Source organism: Providencia sp. wls1916, from assembly GCF_009706585.1.
Lineage (GTDB): Bacteria > Pseudomonadota > Gammaproteobacteria > Enterobacterales > Enterobacteriaceae > Providencia > Providencia lanzhouensis.
Genome location: NZ_WLUL01000002.1, coordinates 47,626 through 63,080, shown reverse-complemented (window position 1 = coordinate 63,080; position 15,455 = coordinate 47,626). Strand labels below are relative to the sequence as shown.

Genomic DNA, 15,455 nt, shown 5'->3' with positions numbered 1-15,455 from the left:
CTGCCATAAATATATAAATAATGAAGGGGGAAAGTGATCATGCGTCTTTGTGACCGCGATATAATTCAGTGGATGGATGAAGGTCGACTTGTTATTAGCCCGCGTCCACCGATTGAACGGATCAACGGAGCGACCGCGGATGTTCGTCTTGGAAACCAATTTCGTGTTTTTCGTGGACATACTGCGGCATTTATTGATCTCAGTGGACCAAAAGATGAAGTCAATGCGGCGCTAGACCGTGTGATGAGCGATGAAATTGTTCTTAAAGATGACGAACCTTTCTTCCTTCACCCTGGTGAATTGGCACTGGCAGTTACGCTAGAATCCGTCACGCTACCCGATAATTTAGTCGGTTGGTTAGATGGACGTTCTTCACTAGCAAGACTTGGACTAATGGTTCACGTCACAGCCCACCGGATTGATCCAGGCTGGCGCGGCCAAATTGTGTTAGAGTTTTATAACTCAGGTAAGTTACCTTTAGCATTACGTCCAGGCATGGTAATTGGTGCACTAAGCTTTGAACCGCTATCAGGCAGTGCAGATAGACCTTATAACAGCCGACAAGATGCAAAATATAAAAACCAACAAGGTGCCGTTGGTAGCCGTATTAGCCAAGACTAATACAGCAAGATAGCGAGCGACCTCTTCTATGGAGTTTGAAGAGGTCAGCAATCGCTAGCGTCAAGGAGTGACTGGCGAAAGGTGTGACAAATAAAGTAAAAGAGAGGGATGCATGAAACGGTTTTTAACGACGCTGATTATTTTACTTGTAGTGGTAGTGGCGGGGCTAACAGCTTTAGTGATGTTAGTGAACCCGAATGATTTTAGAGGCTACCTCGTTCAACAAGTTGAGAAAAAAAGTGGTTACCAACTTGATTTCAAAGGTGATATGCGTTGGCATGTATGGCCAACACTGAGCATCATTACTGGTCCAGTCTCAGTCACAGCACCTAACGCCAGCCAACCTATTTTAAGTGCTGAAAATATGCGCTTAGATGTGGATTTATGGCCACTAATTTCCCATCGACTGTCTGTTGAGCAAATTGTCATTGATGGGGCGGTAATTCGCAAAACACCTGAGAGTGAACCGATTACGACGGTTAACACTCCTGTTGCCCCTGGCGGTAGCCAAGCACCTTCCGATACAACAGATAAAAGCAAATGGTTACTCGATATCAGTAAAATTGATATCACCAACAGCTTAGTTATCTGGCAAACATCAAAAGATGAATACAACCTACGCAATATTAATCTGTCACTGAAAAAAAGTGATGATAAACAAGTTGCGATGAAATTCAGCGGTAATTTAAATAAGAACCAACAAGAATTTAATTTTGATATTAAATCAGATATCGATTTATCTAAATTATCTCAGCAGGTAAGTGGAAAAATCACGCAGTTTGATTATCAACTTAGTGGTGTTGATTTACCAGAAAATGGTATTAGCGGAAAATTCACCTCAGATTTTCTGTATACAAAAGCCAATTCAGGGGCGATTAGTCTTGAGAATCTTGCCATTCAGGCAAATGACAGCCAATTAGTAGGGACAATCAATGTCAATTTAACCGATATTCCTGATGTAACGGTGAATCTATCCTCGCCTACTTTGAATCTCGATACGTTAATTGGGCAGGCACCAGCTGCGGGTAAATCGAATACAGCCAATGCAGCTTCTGAAAATACCGTCAGTAATAATGAGCGTGTTGGCGTGAAGCCCGTTATTTCGGGTTCCAACATGCAGAAGTATGATTTAACGGGATTGAAAGGATTTACTGCTCAATTTGATGTCTCGATGGACACATTGATTTATCGCGGCATGTCGATGACCGGGGTAAAAATTAAGGGCGATAACCAAACACCACGTTTAACGATTTCTCAGTTAGAGGGTAATGCGTTTGGTGGACAATTTTCACTACCTGTGACCATTAACTACAACGCTATCCCTGCTCAGGTTTCAGCAAAACCTGTATTTAATAATATTAATCTTACTCCGGTATTAAAGGCATTTAGTATGCCTGAAAAACTGAGCGGAATTATTTCATTAAATGCTTCGTTATCAGGTACTGGCTACGATGATTATGCGGTTAAAAATCAGTGGCAAGGACCGGTTAATTTTGAACTGCGCAGTGCTAAATTGGCGGATTTAAACATTCCGCAATTGATCCAACAATCGGTGTCCCGTTTCACTAATAAAATCAATATGCCAACAGATACCAACAGCTTCACAGAAGTGGATTTATTCACTGTGTCGGGATATCTCAATAAAGGCAATATGAATATTTCCTCCCTTAAAGCAACGTCTTCACTGCTGAATATTACAGGGCAAGGGCGCGTGAATATTCCAAAAGAAACCATCGATGTTAATTTAGGCGTAAATATTCTTGGCGGATGGGCAGGGGACTCTCGTTTGGTTCAGCAGTTGCGTAGTATGAATATTCCACTACGTATTTACGGCGGTTGGAATAACTTACAGTACCAATTAGATGTGGAAAAATTACTACGTAATGAGCTACGAACTCAAGCGAAAGAAGCTATTGGTAGCTTCTTGAAAAAAGAAGAAAATAAAGGGCTAAATGATTTATTAAACGCGCTTTAACATATTATAAGACCGTCTTTTGTTATAAAACGAAGACGGTTTTTATTTAGTTATTATACAGTCTTAGTTATCCATAACCGTTTTCTGCGTAGTCCTGTTTTCTTCTCTCCTTTGCAGCATTTTTTTCAGAGAGATCATAATAACCTCTTTGCTGCTCTGTTTTTTTATCCTGTTGTTCTTCCACTAACAGCTCTTTAGAACTAGGTCTAGAATCTTGGAGTTTCGCCATTTCATTTTTTAGGTAATTAATTGAACCATTTTTTGATTTAAATGCTTTATCTAATGATTCCAGATCTATTTTTTTAGATTTATGGTGTTTATAACTTGAACTATCCAGCTTATTCTTAAGTTCTGTTATTTTTTCACCTAACTTATTTATTTGACTATTCACATCACTGAAAATAGTAGAGTCACTTGTAATTACATGTTGTGTAGAAATAGTTTCTCCAACAATGAAAATCGCTCTTATTGATGAAATGAGAGAGTTCACTTCATTATGAAGCTGTTTTATATCTTTCAGATGAACGGTTTTTTGATCCGTGGTGATTATTCTCACATGTTTAGCTTTTTTAGGGGAAGATGCATCACTGATAGAGTTCGCCGTTTTCAAAATAGGTTTAGGCATAGAAGTAGAATCATTATTTACACTTTTAGCTGAGCGTGAAAATTCAGTTGTCTTGCCTTGCTGATCAGTCACACTCATACGGCGAAGTTGGACTGGTTGGGTATTATTAATTGTAGTCATAGGTAGAGTCTCATTAAAGATTGATTATTAAACGATTTGAATTATTCAATACGCAAATAATTAATTCTTTAAAAAAACGCTACTACTTTTTAGTAATGGTTATACGGCAGTCATTTCCTCGACAAAAAAATACCGGCTCAATATTAAGATAAAAGCCGGTATTTAGATTGTATTAATCGTGACTTGTCTTAATCACACATTGCATTAACTAAGATTAGTCATCCACATAATCGTAGCCATCACCTACTGGTGCTGGTGGTGTAATCAAAACTTTATTCACGCGATGGCTATTCACCTCAAGGGGCTGGAAAATACAGCCATTGATTTCGACTTGCTCGCCCACTTCTGGAACGCGTTGTAAATGCTCCATTAAAAGACCCGCGATGGTTTCATACTCGCGCTTATCATCCAGCTCCATTGGGATATACATAATTAAATCTTCCAGTGGCATAAAGCCATTGGCAATCCATGTACCATCGTCCAATTTTTGAATGTCATGGCGGGAGTCATTTTCTTCATCGCCAACGGGTAAATTACCTGCGATAGTTTCCATCACGTCGGTTAATGTCACGATACCTTCGACTGAGCCGAATTCATCGACTACAAATGCAAAGTGGGTATGTGCTTTACGGAACTGTTCTAACGCTTTTAACAGTGATAAACCTTCAGGGAAAATAAGTGGCTGAGTAACCAGCGCACGTAAATTCAGTTGTTCACCACTAAGTTGCTGTTTGACTAAATCCAGCACATAAACCACGCCAATCGGGTCATCGCCGATACTTTCATCGACAACAACAAAACGTGAGTGTGGATTTTTTTCCATCAGTTCAATCAGTTCTGCAGACGATTTGTTAATATCCAAATAATCGACGTCGTGGCGGGACGTCATAATACTTTCGACGTTACGTTGCGCCATACCCAATACACGAGCAATCATTAAGCGCTCTTGTGGGTCAAACACAGATTGATTATCGGAGATTAAATCAGAGGTTCTTGCGTCTAATTCACCACGTTCAGTTTTACCACTTAAAATACGTAAGACAGCTTCTGCGGTACGTTCACGCAGAGGACGGCTACCTTTTAAGAATTTACGGCGGTTAAACTGCGCAAACTGGTTGAGCATCTCTATCATGATAGAGAAACCAATCGCTGCATACAGATAACCTTTTGGAATGGCGTAACCAAAACCTTCAGCCACAAGGCTGAAACCAATCATCAGTAAGAAGCTTAAGCACAAAATGACGATGGTTGGGTGCGCATTAACGAAGCTGGTCAGTGGTTTACTTGCCCAGATCATTAACATCATGGCGATAGTCACCGCTGCAACCATAACGCCGATATGGTCAACCATACCGACCGCAGTGATCACGGAGTCCAATGAGAACACCGCATCCAATACGATAATTTGCGCGACAACCGCCCAGAAATTGGAGGTTTTACGTTGGTTATTGGTATGTTCGTCCTTTCCTTCTAACCGCTCGTTTAGCTCCATGGTGGCTTTAAACAAGAGGAATATCCCCCCGATAAGCATTATCAGGTCTCTGGCACTAAATGGATGCTCAAATAGAGTTAGAATAGGTTGGGTCAGCGTGATCAACCATGAAAGGCTGAATAACAGGATGATACGCATTACCAGGGCACACGTTAACCCTGTGATACGAGCTCTATCACGCAGTTTAGCTGGGAGTTTATCGGCCAGAATGGCGATAAAAACGAGGTTATCAATACCAAGAACGATTTCAAGAACGATTAGGGTAGCTAAACCCGCCCAAATCGAAGGATCTGCGATCCATTCCATACAGTTTGTTTTACCTTCTGATATGACGGCTTATACCGACTGGTGAATAATGAGGTTTGTTGACTTAAATATCAATAAAAATTCATTCAAGTAGCGTGATATTTGGCAAAAAATGATTCGATTAGTTTATCGATTGCATCAATAACTACCATGGAGCGGCATCCTGAGTTAACATGTGATCCCGTTAACAGAATGTCAGCACAATCGAGGCTGACTTGGTCCTAATCAGACAGGAGTTTTTCATGTCAAAGCAGCAGATTGGTGTTGTCGGAATGGCGGTCATGGGTCGCAACTTAGCCCTGAACATCGAAAGTCGCGGTTATTCAGTCTCTATTTTTAACCGTTCAAAAGATAAAACTGATGAAGTCATTGCCGAAAATCCAGGGAAAAAATTAGTTCCCAACTACACGATTGAAGAGTTTGTCGACTCTCTGGAAAAACCACGCCGCATCCTGTTGATGGTTAAAGCGGGTGAAGCAACAGACAAAACTATTGCTGCATTAACGCCACATTTAGACAAAGGCGACATTTTAATCGATGGTGGTAACACGCTGTACAAAGACACTATCCGTCGTAATCGCGAATTGTCAGAACAAGGATTCAACTTCATCGGTACAGGTGTTTCCGGTGGTGAAGAAGGCGCACTGAAAGGCCCTTCAATCATGCCTGGTGGGCAAAAAGAAGCGTACGAATTAGTTGCCCCAATCTTAAAAGAGATTGCAGCGAAAGCGGAAGGCGAACCGTGTGTGACTTACATTGGTCCAGACGGAGCCGGTCATTATGTGAAAATGGTTCACAACGGTATTGAATACGGTGACATGCAATTAATCGCTGAAGCTTACTCTTTATTAAAAGGTTCTCTGAACCTGAGCAATGAAGAGCTGGCGGAAACGTTCTCCGAGTGGAACCAAGGCGAACTGAGCAGCTACTTAATTGAAATTACAGCGGATATCTTCAAGAAAAAAGATGAAGAAGGTAAATATCTGGTTGATGTAATTTTAGATGAAGCGGCTAACAAAGGTACAGGTAAATGGACTAGCCAAAGCGCTTTAGATCTTGGCATCCCACTGACGTTGATCACTGAATCTGTCTTTGCGCGTTATATCTCTTTCCTGAAAGACCAACGTGTTGCCGCATCTAAAGTTTTAACTGGCCCAGTACTGAAAACGGTTGAAGGCGATAAAAAAGTCTTTATCGAGAAAGTACGCCGTGCACTTTACTTAGGTAAAATCGTTTCTTACGCTCAAGGCTTCCAGCAATTGAAAGCAGCGTCAGATGAGTACAACTGGGATCTGAACTACGGCGAAATCGCGAAAATCTTCCGTGCTGGCTGTATCATCCGTGCGCAGTTCCTGCAAAAAATCACTGATGCATACAATGATAATGCACAGATCGCAAACCTACTGTTAGCACCTTACTTCAAGCAAATCGCAGATGAGTACCAACAAGCTCTGCGTGATGTTGTCTGCTACGGTGTTCAAAACGGTATCCCAACACCAACATTCTCAGCGGCTATCTCTTACTACGATAGCTACCGATCAGCGGTGCTGCCTGCGAACTTAATTCAAGCGCAGCGTGACTACTTTGGTGCTCATACTTATAAACGTACTGATAAAGAAGGCGTTTTCCATACTGAGTGGATGGAATAAGAATAAACAGCAAGGTTATCTTCCGTAAGTGAAAAAAGGTGCTCAACTGAGCGCCTTTTTTATTTTTAACTTTTTATACACTTTCAGACTTCGAGTATTTCTTTTCTCACGCTTTTCCCGTTGAATACCCAGACAAAAATAGATTAAAAAAACAAAATAGGTATTTCACAGCATGAAATCCAAAACGATAAGTTTAATGGTAGTTGGTGTCACTCTTCTCGTCTCGATAGCGCTTATATCAGGGATGATATTATCAATGAATGACGAGCCATATCATGAAGTTGACAGTAAGGGCGAAAAAGTCGGTTACAGTATTTACGTTATTTATAATGATAAAGTTTATGCGAGTGTGCCGAGCAATGGCTTTTATCTGATGAAGGATGCCGATCCTGCAAGTTTTAAATTATTACCGGAAGGTACTTATTATGAACGTCAGTTTGCGATCGATAAAAACCATGCTTATTGTGGAAATTTGCTAATCCCTGCATTTAATCCGAACAGTGCAAAATCGCTGGGAAATAACTATTTTACCGATGGAAATCAGACCGTATATTGTTCAATGGGCTCAGTAAGGAATTATGAGCTTTCAACAATGGATGAATTATTTCAGTCTTGGTTATATGGTTGGGATTTAGGGGATAAACCACAAACCTATATTTACCCGATGAAACCACTTCCTGCATCATCGACACCATATCAATCATTATTGTCACGTTATTTGGCAACAGATGGACAGCGCGTTTTTTATCAAGGGGAATATATGCCAGATGCTGACCCTGCGACCCTACAAGATATTGGCTCCCTTCAGGATGATGGTTCCGTGAGAGATAGCCTTCATTTTTATCGTGATAATCTGAACGTCTATTATGACCAATATAGATTGCCAATAAAGAGTCATTCAGGTTTATACAGTTTGATACTGGATGGGTTATTTCAAGAGGGTTATTTGATTGATCCACAATCTGGCAATGTGGCAATGAATGACATTTTATTCCCTGAGGAACATGCGCCTTACCTACTAATAAGTCGTAATAGCCAGCATGTGAATCAAGCGTTATTTCTCTCTAAAGATGGCGTATTTTTCTACCATAGAGAAAAAGAAATTATTGTTCGAGCAGGAGCGAATCCATTTATTGATGGCGAATTAAAGGAAATAGCTCCCTTAGTATTCACTCATAATAACCAAACTTATTATCTACAGGATTCTGAGATTTGGGGAACGAATAAAAATCCGGGGTTAATTTCACGGAGTACAAAAATTTATCGTTTCAATGAGACGAATAGCGCACCTTGGGAAAAGGTGGGGGATTTAGATCATCACAGATTTGGTCAGGTATGGAAAAAAGGGAATGAATATTATTATTTTGATAATTTAGGCTCCACTCAACTAATTCGATATACCATTTATCGGATTGACAACCAGCGTACTGTGAATCGTTTGTTGAATGAACCGTTATTACCAAAAGATATTCGCATTTTGATTGATAATGATGATTTGCAACCGATAAGAGGCACTGAAGTGGTTCATGCAATTACCAAGTATCGATAAGATTCGATATCTATGCAGAAATTCTGATATTATCGATAGCCATTTTCAAAATCGCTATCGATAACTCACCTGTTCAGAATCGGTCATATGCATAAATTTCTCGCTTTATTATTACTTTTAGTCCTATTAGGGCCTCTTGGGATAGACCTGTATTTACCGACTATTCCGGCTATCGCTAAAGATTTAGGGAGTAGCGAGTCCATAATCCAATCCACAATTGGATTATTTATTTTAGTCTTAGGGATAGGGCAGCTAATTTCAGGACCTCTAGTCGATAGATTTGGTCGAAAGCCTATCGCTATCATTGGCTTAGCGATTTATTTGGCTGGATCCATTGTTGCGGCATTCTCAACGACGGCAGGGCTATTTATTGCTTCCCGATTGTTGCAAGGGGTGGCTGTGTGCTGCACCTCCGTGGTGGCATTTAGCTGTGTCCGCGACCGTATGAATGGGACTGAAGCCGCACGAGCATTTGGTTTTTTAAACGGAACACTTAATATTGTGCCAGCCTTGGCACCTTTATTAGGGGGATTACTGGCGGAGGCGTGGGGCTGGCGAGCGCCATTTTGGTTCTTAGCGATTTACGCTGTGGCAATTTTCTTGCTGATTCTATTTTTCCTACCAGAAACACGCCCATCCAGTTTACAACAGGTTAAAAAGCTTCAATTTAAGAGCTATTTTCGAATTTTAACCAGCGAGCATTTTTTGATTTTCGCGTTAGTCAATGCTGGCGCAATGGGCATGGCACTGACGTATGTCTCTTTAGCTCCTAGCGTATTAATGGGGGATGCTAAGCTATCGCCTCTCGAATTTTCCATTGTCTTTGGTGTCAATGGCTTCTGGATCATGCTGGCGAGTTATATCGCGAATTACTGCATTCGAAAAATGGGGCGTCCAGCGTGTTTATCTATTGGTAGTGTCATGATGGCACTCGGCTGCATCGGTTTATTATTCGGTTTGATGGTGCTTTCACCTGAAACACAAACCCATTGGTCAGTGTATATGCTGCCAGTAGCCTGCGCCTGTACTGGGCTTGCCTTTATGATGGGTACCGCGACCAGCTATGCATTGGAACCTTTTGGTAACGAAGCGGGAGCGGCTTCTGCATTAGTCGGGTTTGTGCAAATGGCGGGTGGCGCTGTATTAGGGTTATGTGCAATTGCGTTACCAATTGCGCCAAAATTGTCCCTTGCGTTGGTAATGCTAGCGGGATGTGTTTTCGGATTAGTTGCAAGAAAAACCAGTATAAAACGCGCTGCTGTAATAGAAAAAATAGAGTAACCGATATGATGAATAATCCACTGTTAAAGCAGCCGAGGATCGGTTAGTGGTGATGTAGTGTGAACGCAATTACATCACCATAGAATGCGTTCTATGGTAATTAAATACTGATTTGAAGGTTATTTACCATGAAAAATAAACATTGGTCGAAAACGCAGTTATTACATGAAGTTGTTCAAAACCCCAATATCCATATTAAAGGACGTCACAGTTATTATAGTGATTGCTGGGATGATGGTTTTGAACAGTCTGTCGTGCGTTATTTACAAGGCGATGAACAGAGCCGAGATTGGCAATTAGCTTGGGATGTAGACCAACTCTATATTGGTGATTATGTGTGTATTGGGGCTGAAGCCGTTATTTTGATGGGGGGAAATCATACCCATCGATTAGATTGGTTCTGTTTGTATCCTTTTCTTGAGCATATTGAAGAAGCCTATGTTGGTAAAGGCGATACCATTATTAGTGATGGCGTTTGGATTGGGATGCGGGCATTTGTCATGCCGGGCGTTCATATAGGCGAAGGTGCGGTGATTGCGGCGAACAGCGTTGTGGTTAAAGATGTAGCGCCTTACACTATTGTAGGCGGTAACCCTGCAAAGCCCATTAATACGCGCTTTTCCCCTGATGTAATCGAGCAATTATTAGTGCTGAATATTTATGAGTGGCATGAAGATAAATTCGAAGCATTGAAAGCGTTTATTTGCAGCTCAGATTTTCTGGCATTAAAAGAGGCTAGTGAGCAGTATGACCAAACTCATTAATCGGACATAGTACTTAAAATCTCTTTTTTCAACTTGAAGGGTTATCGCGAGATAGCCCTTTTTAGGATTAATTACCCATCATTTTGTGACTATTTCGGTTTTTTTATTATCATAATACGAGTACGTTAATTAAGCAGTTAGGTGTTAGGTTTGCTCATGCAGTATCAAACTCATGCAGTTTTAATTTGAGTCAACGCCTATGAAAAAATTAACTTGTCGTATTTTTCATTTACTGGCTTCTTATCGTTGTATTTTGTTGGTTTCCATTATTAGTAGCTATTTTTCTTCTTTTCTTTATGCATCCTCGGAAAAAGCGGTCGCATATCCCGCACCGATTAATATCAGTCAGATTGAAATTAAATATAATGATCAACTGGATTATCCTGAGATAATTGGCAACATTACGAATGTTTCAAATGTTGTTTTATATCAGACCTATATTCGATTTGAACTACTGAAAGATGGTGTGTTTATTGGGGAAACAAACTATAGAGTGACTAGCTCAATTAAACCAAAACAAACGGTAAATTTCATTGCTACCATTCCAGATTATGATGTTGTACCCAATGAGCAGATTATTGTTGAAACTATCGCTGCCTATTATTTGGATAAACCGCGTTGAGTGTCATTTAGGAGCCAGCTGATGATGGTGGCTCCTTATCAATCAGAGTGATGGGTTATTCATCATTTGTACGAATAAACTCGATTAAAGTGGGTGAAGCGATACGCTGGTAATCTTGGGTATTAAGAATAATTGAGCGCTCTAGGCTTCCCGCATTAAACGCGAGTTCATCAAAGCGGGTAAACAGGTAGGGGTCAGCGATAAGCTTCAGTGATGGATGAAAGCTAAATGGCGGGATAGCGCCGAAGACACAGTGAGTGAGTTCATCGACCTCTTTTGGGCTAGCTAATGAGGCACGAGTACCGCCAATGGCTTTGGCAATTTTACCTAAATCTGCTTGTTGATCAGCAGGTAAGATGGCTAAAACATGCTGGCGAATACCATTTCCTTTCACATGACAGACTAACCCTTTAGCGCCTTGACCTAGCTGTGTTCCGCGGATTTTTGCCACTTCTTCAGATTTTCCCGCCGTTGGGTGTTCCATCACGCGATACTTAGCATTTTTGCTATTCAGTAATTGGGTTAATTGTGTAAAAACGCCATTGTCAGACACAACGAGCTCCTTCTAAAATCCACATTAAATGAGGGGAATGATAACAAGTTCAGAGAGAGAAACAATGACGTGAGAAGAAAGTAAGGGCAGCTATCATAAAATAGTTACCCTTAAGCAAGTTACTGATGGCGCTCTTTCAAACGTTTGATAATGGCAGTTAAATCAAGGTCTTGATCTTGCAGTAAAACCATTAAGTGATACATCAAATCGGCGGCTTCGTTGGTTAGCTCTTCGCGGTCATTAACCGTGGCAGCGAGTGCAGTTTCAACGCCTTCTTCACCCACTTTTTGTGCAATACGCTTGGTGCCGCTAGCATACAGGCGGGCAGTATATGAACTTTCTGGGGAGGCATTTTTGCGCTCTTTCAGTAAGGTTTCTAATTCATATAAAAAGCCCCATTCGCTTTGAGCCGATGCAAAGCAGCTGGTGGTGCCGTTATGGCAGGTGGGACCATCAGGCAGAGCCATGGCAAGTAGCGTATCGTTATCGCAGTCAGCAACAATATCTACCAAATTCAGGAAGTTGTTGGAGGTTTCCCCTTTGGTCCACAAACGTTGTTTGGTGCGAGAGAAAAAGGTGACTTTACGACATTCTAAGGTGACTTGTAGCGCTTCTTGGTTCATATAACCTAACATCAGAACATCGCCAGAAATAGCGTGCTGAACGATGACGGGCATCAGGTTATCGACTTTTTGCCATGCAAGCTGATTACATTGTTCTGTGGTTAACATACTCTAATTTGAACTCCATTTTCTGCTAAGTACTGCTTTAAGTCACCGATGTTAATAATCTGCTTGTGGAACACCGAAGCGGCTAAAGCGCCATCGACACCTGCGTCAGTAAAGGCATCTAGGAAGTGGATTTTTTCCCCTGCGCCGCCGGAGGCGATCAGTGGAACTTGGCACACTTCACGAACTTTTTTCAGTTGTACCAGATCGTAACCTTGACGTACACCGTCTTGGTTCATCATATTGAGAACAATTTCTCCAGCGCCACGCTCCTGAACCTCTTTCACCCAATCAAGGGTTTTCCAGCGGGTTTGGGTTGTGCGTTTTTCATCGCCAGTGAATTGATAAACTAAGTATTCATTGGTCTGCGCATCAAACCAGGTGTCGATACCGACCACAATACACTGAACGCCAAAGCGCTCAGCCAGGCGGCTAATCAGTGTAGGGTCGGACAGCGCAGGGGAGTTGATAGAAATTTTATCCGCACCAAAAGAGAGGATTTGCGCGGCGTCTTCGACACTTTTGATCCCACCCGCAACGCAGAATGGAATATCAATCACTTCGGCCACTTTGGCGACCCAGCTTTTATCGACAACACGCCCGTCAGATGAGGCTGTGATATCATAGAAAACTAACTCGTCAGCACCTTCTTGGGCATAGCGTTGAGCCAGTGGAACGATATCACCGATGATTTCATGGTTGCGAAATTGCACCCCTTTAACCACTTGTCCGTCACGGACATCCAAACAAGGAATTATGCGTTTTGCCAGCATTGGATTGCCTCCGTTACGGTAAATTTACCTTCTAATAATGCGCGACCCACAATCACGCCTGCTGCGCCAGAAGCTGGTAGTGCGGCGATATCGTTTAAATTACCAATTCCGCCAGAGGCTTGCACCTCGATATCAGGGAATTTTTGGCTGATTTCGCGGTATAAATCCACATTGGAACCCGCCAGCGTGCCATCTTTTGAAATATCGGTGCATAGCACATGTTTTAAGCCATAAGGGCGATACATTTCAATAGCTTGTTCAAGGGATAAGTTTGAGTTTTCTTGCCAACCACTAATGGCAATCTCTTTGATGCCTTGGGCATTAATACGAACATCCAGCGCCAGTACGATAGCGTCGCCACCATAACGTTGGAACCACGTTTTGACTAACTCTGGTTGGGTCACTGCCGTCGAGCCAATCACCACGCGAGTCGCACCAGCATCTAACAGCGCTTTGACATCTTCTTCAGTACGAATTCCGCCCCCAACTTGCACCGGAACGGTCACGCCTGCCAATAGTTTTTTCAGCAGAGGAATTTGGCGTTTCTGTGGATCTTTAGCGCCCGTTAAATCCACTAAGTGCAGCAGTTTTGCCCCTTGCTTTTCATAATCTTGTAAGCGAGGGAGTGGATCTGTGCCATAGTCCGTTTGTTTGGCGTAATCCCCTTGATGTAAACGCACTACGGTGCCATCAATTAAGTCTAATGCTGGAATAATCATGGTTTTTACATCTCCAAGAAGTTTTGGATCAAGCGAGCACCCGCAGCACCCGAACGTTCTGGGTGGAACTGCACGCCATAGAAATTATCTTTATTCACGGCACTACTAAACAGGTTGCCGTATTGTGTTTGCGCGATGGTGTTGGCGGAAATAGGCATTGAATAGCTGTGTACGAAATAAAAATAGGCATCGTCGCTTATCCCCTTAAACAGGGGATTGCCCGCGAGTGCTTTCACTTGATTCCAGCCACTGTGAGGGACAGGTAAGCCGTTTGCATCCATTTTGCGAACGGGGCTGTCGATCAATCCTAACAGTGGAATTTCTGTTTGACCTTCTTCGCTGATACTGCCGAGTAATTGCATTCCAAGGCAGATACCCAAAACGGGTTGGGTTAGTGCTTTAATTAACGGAATGAGTTCACGCTCAGCCAGTTTTTCCATGGCTGCGCTGGCGGTGCCAACACCCGGTAGAAAGACTCTGTCTGCTTGTAAAATAGTGTTTGTGTCGCGGCTCACAATTGGGTCATAACCTAGGCGCTTAACGGCATAGGCGACGGACGCTAAGTTTGCACAGCCGGTATCGAGGATCACAACCTTCATTACAGAACTCCTTTCGAACTTGGCAAGGAATCCCCTTCAACGCGAATCGCTTGGCGTAAGGTACGACCAAAAACTTTAAACAGGCTTTCCGCTTTGTGGTGATCGTTTTTCCCTTTCGTTTTCAGGTGTAGCGTGCAGCCCATCGCATAGGATAACGAACTGAAGAAGTGCTCAATCATCTCGGTACTCAGGTCGCCAACTCGCTGATATTTAAATTCTGCTTTGTATTCAAGGTGCGGACGCCCAGAAATATCCAGTGCACAGCGTGCTTGGCATTCGTCCATCGGTAATACGAAACCAAAACGGGCGATGCCACGTTTGTCTCCGAGTGCGACGCGTAGTGCTTCGCCTAACGCCAAGCCGGTATCTTCGACGGTGTGGTGGTCGTCAATAAAGAGATCCCCATTAACTTCAATGCGCAAGCGGAAGCCGCCGTGGGTGGCGATTTGGTCCAACATGTGGTCAAAGAAGCCAACGCCAGTGTTGATTTTGCTACCGCCTTCTTGGTCAAGCCACACTTCCACTTGGATGTTGGTCTCTTTGGTTACGCGCTCAACTAAGGCGTAGCGGTTACGCTTAGTGAGTTGGTTGGTGATGGTATTCCAATTCAGCTCTTTGGCACTGTAACGTAGCCCTTTAATCCCCATATTTTGGGCAAGCTGAATATCTGTCTCGCGGTCGCCAATGACATAGCTGTTTTCGATATCGAGAACACCGTCATTGAGGTAGCTTTCTACCAGCTTAGTTTTTGGTTTACGACAGCTGCAATTGTCTGCAGGCATGTGTGGGCAAATCAGCACATCATCAAAACGGATACCTTGAGATTCAAACACCTGCATCATTAAATTGTGTGGTGGATTGAAATCTTCCGTGGGGAAGCTCTTGGTGCCTAAACCGTCTTGGTTGGTGATCATTACTAAGCGATAATTGGCTTTTTGCAGTGCTAATAGGCTTGGAATGACATCATTTTCAAAGGCGAGCTTACTGAGGCTATCCACTTGATAATCTGTCGGTGGTTCGGTAATTAATGTTCCATCACGGTCGATAAAAAGAATTTTCTGGCTCATGACTATTTCCTA

The 15,455-nt window shown here is 42.4% G+C and carries 15 protein-coding genes; 7 read left to right on the top strand and 8 right to left on the bottom strand.

Annotation, left to right across the window (positions count from 1 at the left end; genetic code table 11):
• Positions 1–39 precede the first annotated feature (39 nt).
• Positions 40–621 (top strand): dCTP deaminase, encoded by a 582-nt coding sequence (dcd, locus tag GKR61_RS00340; RefSeq protein ID WP_036949679.1) that lies wholly within the window; start codon positions 40–42, stop codon positions 619–621.
• A gap of 112 nt (positions 622–733) precedes the next feature.
• Positions 734–2,596, top strand: a complete 1,863-nt coding sequence (gene asmA / locus GKR61_RS00335) for an outer membrane assembly protein AsmA (RefSeq protein WP_154599913.1) — start codon at positions 734–736, stop codon at positions 2,594–2,596.
• Positions 2,597–2,663: 67 nt separating this feature from the next.
• On the opposite strand, the gene GKR61_RS00330 is transcribed toward asmA, so the two are convergent.
• Positions 2,664–3,341 (bottom strand): hypothetical protein, encoded by a 678-nt coding sequence (locus GKR61_RS00330; RefSeq protein WP_108478981.1) that lies wholly within the window; start codon positions 3,339–3,341, stop codon positions 2,664–2,666.
• 214 nt (positions 3,342–3,555) lie between these two features.
• Positions 3,556–5,139, bottom strand: a complete 1,584-nt coding sequence (locus GKR61_RS00325) for a TerC family protein (RefSeq protein ID WP_036949673.1) — start codon at positions 5,137–5,139, stop codon at positions 3,556–3,558.
• Between the two features lie 242 nt (positions 5,140–5,381).
• On the opposite strand from GKR61_RS00325, the gene gndA reads away from it, so the two are divergent.
• The 5 genes from gndA to GKR61_RS00300 all read left to right on the top strand — a co-directional run bounded on the left by gndA (position 5,382) and on the right by GKR61_RS00300 (position 11,004).
• Positions 5,382–6,788 (top strand): NADP-dependent phosphogluconate dehydrogenase, encoded by a 1,407-nt coding sequence (gndA, locus tag GKR61_RS00320; RefSeq protein ID WP_108478980.1) that lies wholly within the window; start codon positions 5,382–5,384, stop codon positions 6,786–6,788.
• Positions 6,789–6,960: 172 nt separating this feature from the next.
• Positions 6,961–8,337, top strand: coding sequence for a DKNYY domain-containing protein (locus tag GKR61_RS00315; RefSeq protein ID WP_154609427.1), 1,377 nt, complete (start codon positions 6,961–6,963; stop codon positions 8,335–8,337).
• 87 nt (positions 8,338–8,424) lie between these two features.
• Positions 8,425–9,618, top strand: a complete 1,194-nt coding sequence (locus tag GKR61_RS00310; RefSeq protein ID WP_036951940.1) for a multidrug effflux MFS transporter — start codon at positions 8,425–8,427, stop codon at positions 9,616–9,618.
• Positions 9,619–9,746: 128 nt separating this feature from the next.
• Entirely contained in the window at positions 9,747–10,382 is a 636-nt protein-coding gene (locus GKR61_RS00305; RefSeq protein ID WP_154639469.1) for a CatB-related O-acetyltransferase, read from the top strand.
• Between the two features lie 199 nt (positions 10,383–10,581).
• A complete protein-coding gene (locus GKR61_RS00300; RefSeq protein ID WP_036951934.1) occupies positions 10,582–11,004 on the top strand; it encodes an FxLYD domain-containing protein in 423 nt (140 codons plus the stop codon).
• Between the two features lie 55 nt (positions 11,005–11,059).
• On the opposite strand, the gene GKR61_RS00295 is transcribed toward GKR61_RS00300, so the two are convergent.
• The 6 genes from GKR61_RS00295 to hisB form a co-directional block, all read right to left on the bottom strand.
• On the bottom strand, positions 11,060–11,488 hold the full coding sequence (locus GKR61_RS00295; protein WP_230082515.1) for a YbaK/prolyl-tRNA synthetase associated domain-containing protein: 429 nt from the start codon (positions 11,486–11,488) through the stop codon (positions 11,060–11,062).
• A gap of 188 nt (positions 11,489–11,676) precedes the next feature.
• Positions 11,677–12,288, bottom strand: a complete 612-nt coding sequence (gene hisIE, locus GKR61_RS00290) for a bifunctional phosphoribosyl-AMP cyclohydrolase/phosphoribosyl-ATP diphosphatase HisIE (RefSeq protein WP_154599916.1) — start codon at positions 12,286–12,288, stop codon at positions 11,677–11,679.
• Positions 12,282–13,058, bottom strand: coding sequence for an imidazole glycerol phosphate synthase subunit HisF (gene hisF / locus GKR61_RS00285; protein WP_036951926.1), 777 nt, complete (start codon positions 13,056–13,058; stop codon positions 12,282–12,284). The genes hisIE and hisF overlap by 7 nt, the downstream gene beginning before the upstream one ends.
• Positions 13,040–13,777 carry a 1-(5-phosphoribosyl)-5-[(5-phosphoribosylamino)methylideneamino]imidazole-4-carboxamide isomerase gene (hisA, locus tag GKR61_RS00280; protein WP_036951923.1) on the bottom strand — a complete coding sequence of 246 codons (738 nt, stop codon included), beginning with the start codon at positions 13,775–13,777 and terminating at the stop codon, positions 13,040–13,042. The genes hisF and hisA overlap by 19 nt, the downstream gene beginning before the upstream one ends.
• A 5-nt stretch (positions 13,778–13,782) precedes the next feature.
• Entirely contained in the window at positions 13,783–14,376 is a 594-nt protein-coding gene (gene hisH / locus GKR61_RS00275) for an imidazole glycerol phosphate synthase subunit HisH (RefSeq protein WP_036951920.1), read from the bottom strand.
• A complete protein-coding gene (gene hisB / locus GKR61_RS00270; RefSeq protein WP_036951917.1) occupies positions 14,376–15,443 on the bottom strand; it encodes a bifunctional histidinol-phosphatase/imidazoleglycerol-phosphate dehydratase HisB in 1,068 nt (355 codons plus the stop codon). Before hisB ends, hisH begins: the two co-directional genes overlap by 1 nt.
• Between the last annotated feature and the right edge of the window lie 12 nt (positions 15,444–15,455).

What these genes read in the sequence shown, in the direction of transcription:
- GKR61_RS00300 (WP_036951934.1), top strand. Translation starts at nt 10,582, where the DNA reads ATGAAAAAATTAACTTGTCGTATTTTTCATTTACTGGCTTCTTATCGT.
- hisA (WP_036951923.1), bottom strand. Translation starts at nt 13,777, where the DNA reads ATGATTATTCCAGCATTAGACTTAATTGATGGCACCGTAGTGCGTTTA.
- dcd (WP_036949679.1), top strand. Translation starts at nt 40, where the DNA reads ATGCGTCTTTGTGACCGCGATATAATTCAGTGGATGGATGAAGGTCGA.
- hisH (WP_036951920.1), bottom strand. Translation starts at nt 14,376, where the DNA reads ATGAAGGTTGTGATCCTCGATACCGGCTGTGCAAACTTAGCGTCCGTC.
- hisF (WP_036951926.1), bottom strand. Translation starts at nt 13,058, where the DNA reads ATGCTGGCAAAACGCATAATTCCTTGTTTGGATGTCCGTGACGGACAA.
- GKR61_RS00315 (WP_154609427.1), top strand. Translation starts at nt 6,961, where the DNA reads ATGAAATCCAAAACGATAAGTTTAATGGTAGTTGGTGTCACTCTTCTC.
- asmA (WP_154599913.1), top strand. Translation starts at nt 734, where the DNA reads ATGAAACGGTTTTTAACGACGCTGATTATTTTACTTGTAGTGGTAGTG.
- hisB (WP_036951917.1), bottom strand. Translation starts at nt 15,443, where the DNA reads ATGAGCCAGAAAATTCTTTTTATCGACCGTGATGGAACATTAATTACC.
- GKR61_RS00295 (WP_230082515.1), bottom strand. Translation starts at nt 11,488, where the DNA reads ATGGAACACCCAACGGCGGGAAAATCTGAAGAAGTGGCAAAAATCCGC.
- hisIE (WP_154599916.1), bottom strand. Translation starts at nt 12,288, where the DNA reads ATGTTAACCACAGAACAATGTAATCAGCTTGCATGGCAAAAAGTCGAT.
- GKR61_RS00305 (WP_154639469.1), top strand. Translation starts at nt 9,747, where the DNA reads ATGAAAAATAAACATTGGTCGAAAACGCAGTTATTACATGAAGTTGTT.
- GKR61_RS00325 (WP_036949673.1), bottom strand. Translation starts at nt 5,139, where the DNA reads ATGGAATGGATCGCAGATCCTTCGATTTGGGCGGGTTTAGCTACCCTA.
- gndA (WP_108478980.1), top strand. Translation starts at nt 5,382, where the DNA reads ATGTCAAAGCAGCAGATTGGTGTTGTCGGAATGGCGGTCATGGGTCGC.
- GKR61_RS00310 (WP_036951940.1), top strand. Translation starts at nt 8,425, where the DNA reads ATGCATAAATTTCTCGCTTTATTATTACTTTTAGTCCTATTAGGGCCT.
- GKR61_RS00330 (WP_108478981.1), bottom strand. Translation starts at nt 3,341, where the DNA reads ATGACTACAATTAATAATACCCAACCAGTCCAACTTCGCCGTATGAGT.